The organism is Streptomyces sp. NPDC002773, assembly GCF_040295605.1.
GTDB lineage: Bacteria > Actinomycetota > Actinomycetes > Streptomycetales > Streptomycetaceae > Streptomyces.
Genome location: NZ_JBEOVO010000079.1, coordinates 1 through 1,731, shown reverse-complemented (window position 1 = coordinate 1,731; position 1,731 = coordinate 1). Strand labels below are relative to the sequence as shown.

The window sequence follows — 1,731 nt, the reverse complement described above, 5'->3', positions numbered from 1 at the left end:
AATAACAATGATATTTTCCAAACCCAAGCTCAAGCTAAGGCTGGTCCAGTTTGGTCTACGACTTCTTTTACGGTGACAAAAAGTGGAAGAAAGGTTACAGCTGTTTGGAAATTGAAAACAAATGCTATAATTAACCGAGTGAACGCTGTTTATAATATTGGGATTTTGGGACAAACGACTTCTCCGGGAAGCTATTCCCCAAAATCTGGTGGTGTGACTATTTCTCAAACTTGGACGTATAAAAAAGGAGGAACTTACAGAATAAATGGGGTTGCTCAAATTTATACTTCAAAGGGAAATGCAAGTTGTTTTTCTCCTGTACGTGTGGTTTCAATTAATTAATATTTTTGGAGGATATGAAAATTGTACGCGATTGAATTAGCTATTACCTTAAACAAAAACAGTGAAAACTACTCTGAAAAATTTGATATTGTGGCGCTACCATTTATTCCAAGAAAAGGGGAAAAAATCCTATGGAATGGGCAATTGTATAAGATTTCAGACGTTATGTATGGTTTTGAAACAAGTGAAGAAGAGTATGGATTCATAGTTAGTCCTGAAATACAAACGTCAATCGCTTCGGATATTTCATATAAAGTTTGGCTAGAAGAAGTTATTTAAACCCTTAGTTAACATAATCTCGATTAACACAAGACGCCCGTCAATCAAGCGATTGACGGGCGTTCTTTGTGATTTTCAATTGGTCTAGCTATGTTTGATCACTAAAATACTGGTAAATCAAGCTTCTTCTCTTTGGGGCGTTTGTGAAGAAACCGGGGGGGCGAGTTGGAACGGTGTTATGTTCCACTCCAGACTTGTCGCAAGATAAGCGAAATGTTGCGTTTCTAACAAGCGTAAAATACAGCGAACTTGATCCGCTGTTTTGTCGGACGCAATGGCTAGGCACTCCACAAAGTCAGCAGGCAAGGAGAAAACGGAACGATTCGCTGTTTGCCACCCCTTGACGATCATGGGATCGAATTCATACCGTCGACAAAAATCACTCACCGATAAACCAAGGTGCCCCACGATATACGCAGTAATCGGATAGCTGTCAACATAAGCTGAAAACGGCATACACAATCCATCCTTTCAGCGCTATCTTAGGGTTCACGGAAAAAGTGCCACCACTTCTTCTTTCTTTCTTGTTTCGGTCGCACGACTTCATTTTCAGAAGTGAATTTCTCTTCTTGCTCTGAGGGGCTCTCATAAGCGTTCTGAGGCGTTTTAAAATTTTCTGAATCATTATTCGATTCTTTGTTTAAATCGCCTGATAAGCGTTCCTGCGACGTCAGAAGCAGTATTTGTTTGTTCGCTTGCAAAGTTAGCTGTTGTTGCTGATCAAGAAGTTTTTGTTGTTGGGCTAATAACGACTGCAGCTGATCAATTTGTGCGTCCTTTTGTTGCAACTGTGAAAACAACTTCGTTTCTATACTGTCAGAGCTTGCTGTGTTAGGAATTTCGAACGCTTCAAGCAACTCGGGACGTCCTAGCTTGTCAGCAAGGTGCAACACCCCCGACCATAGAACTGTCTTGTATCCTTGGCTATTTTTGGCAAGGAACGTTGGCTCTAGGTTGTCAACATGTTTCCTCATGGCTTGTCTACTGATACCAAAAAATTCTGCAAGTTCTTTTACTGTCAACATTTCTTTTGGTTGTCTATCCGTTGTCAAAAGGTTGTCACCTCAGTTGATTTTTTCTTTTAGTATACATGAATTTGATTCGATTATC

4 protein-coding genes are annotated in these 1,731 nt (G+C 40.0%); 2 read left to right on the top strand and 2 right to left on the bottom strand.

The window, feature by feature from the left end; translation table 11 throughout:
* Together ABT034_RS35255 and ABT034_RS35250 are read left to right on the top strand one after the other, a co-directional pair.
* Positions 1-342: hypothetical protein (locus ABT034_RS35255; protein ID WP_351221186.1), on the top strand; the 342-nt coding region annotated here is incomplete at its 5' end.
* A gap of 21 nt (positions 343-363) precedes the next feature.
* On the top strand, positions 364-621 hold the full coding sequence (locus tag ABT034_RS35250; protein WP_311948678.1) for a hypothetical protein: 258 nt from the start codon (positions 364-366) through the stop codon (positions 619-621).
* Positions 622-738: 117 nt separating this feature from the next.
* On the opposite strand, the gene ABT034_RS35245 is transcribed toward ABT034_RS35250, so the two are convergent.
* Together ABT034_RS35245 and ABT034_RS35240 are read right to left on the bottom strand one after the other, a co-directional pair.
* Positions 739-1,077: a hypothetical protein gene (locus tag ABT034_RS35245; RefSeq protein WP_350627224.1), complete on the bottom strand. Its 339-nt coding sequence runs from the start codon at positions 1,075-1,077 to the stop codon at positions 739-741.
* A gap of 26 nt (positions 1,078-1,103) precedes the next feature.
* Entirely contained in the window at positions 1,104-1,673 is a 570-nt protein-coding gene (locus tag ABT034_RS35240; protein WP_350627222.1) for an HTH domain-containing protein, read from the bottom strand.
* Between the last annotated feature and the right edge of the window lie 58 nt (positions 1,674-1,731).